The 1,182-nt window shown below is 61.7% G+C and carries 1 protein-coding gene; it reads right to left on the minus strand.

Annotated features, from left to right (window positions below):
* Positions 1–1,179 (minus strand): IS481 family transposase (locus GGD62_RS40540; RefSeq protein ID WP_183714866.1); only part of this gene is annotated, 1,179 nt, incomplete at its 3' end.
* Between the last annotated feature and the right edge of the window lie 3 nt (positions 1,180–1,182).

Consider the following 1,182-nt stretch of genomic DNA (forward strand, 5'->3'; position numbering starts at 1 on the left):
GATGGGTGACAACCTCGTGCCGAACGGGTTGTCGAGGGGTTGCAGGGTCTTCTGCTCCAGGTCGAAATATCCAAGATCATAGTGCATGAAGCTGACGAGCCAAATGCCCTCGTCGACCTCCTTGATGCCGAGCTTCTGGCCGGCCAAGACAAGGGAGATATTGATTCTCTTACGGTGAAGGCAGAGACGCCCGCAGGAGGTGACGACGACGTCGCGATCGTGAAAGGGATAGGCCAATTCCGGCAAGCCCTCGTAGTGGCGGGCTGAGGCGGTGTAGAGATCTGCCGGGCGCTTCATGTCGAGAGCCTCATGCGGTCGCTCCTCATTGAATTCGTGCAGGAAGCTGTCGAAGCGATCTTGCTGTTGCAGGCTGTTGAACCCCGGCGGACGGGTAGCTTCCTTCTTGAGGGTGAGATGCATGCGCTCATGCCGGCCGTTCTGCTGAGGATGGCCGGGCTTGATGCGCTCGATGGCAATGCCGAGCCTGAGCCACCACACCGACAGCTTTGAGAGGTTGAACAGAGCGTTGGGGCTGGCAAAGGGCACGCCGTTGTCGGAGCGGATGGCAAGCGGCAGGCCGCGCTCACGGAACAGCCGTTCAAAGGCGGTTATGGCGGGGTCTTCTCGTGTCGAGTCCAGCGCTTCACAAAGCAGCAGGAAGCGCGAGGCATGATCGGTAACGGTCAGCGGATAACAGTATCGGCCATTGCCGAGCTTGAACTCGCCCTTGAAGTCGGCACACCACAGATCATTGGGGCATGTGCCCTGGGATAGCGGCGTGCCGCGCGCGCGGTGGCGCGGCCCGCCGCCGCGCTTGACCAGGCCATGGCGGTCGAGCACCGCGTGGATGGTGCTTTTGGCTGGAACCCTGAGGTCGCCGTCGAGCCGCCTGACCAGGAGCTCACGTATCTTGCGTGCACCCCAATGCGGCTTCTCGGCCTTGAGCTGCACGATCAGGGTCTCGATCTGGCTCGGCAGCTGATTGGCATAGCGGACCGGCCGCCGGGAGCGATCGCTCAGGGCCTCGAGACCGTACTCCTTATAGCGATCGAAGATCTTGTAGCCGGTCTTGCGCGATATGCCGAACTCGCGGCAGACCTCGGACATGGCTTCTCCTTCCAGAAGCCGGGCGACAAAGCGAAGGCGTTCTTCCATGACCGAACTCGCTCTCCACGGCATCGC

The sequence above is a fragment of the Bradyrhizobium sp. ERR14 genome (assembly GCF_014198235.1).
GTDB lineage: Bacteria > Pseudomonadota > Alphaproteobacteria > Rhizobiales > Xanthobacteraceae > Bradyrhizobium.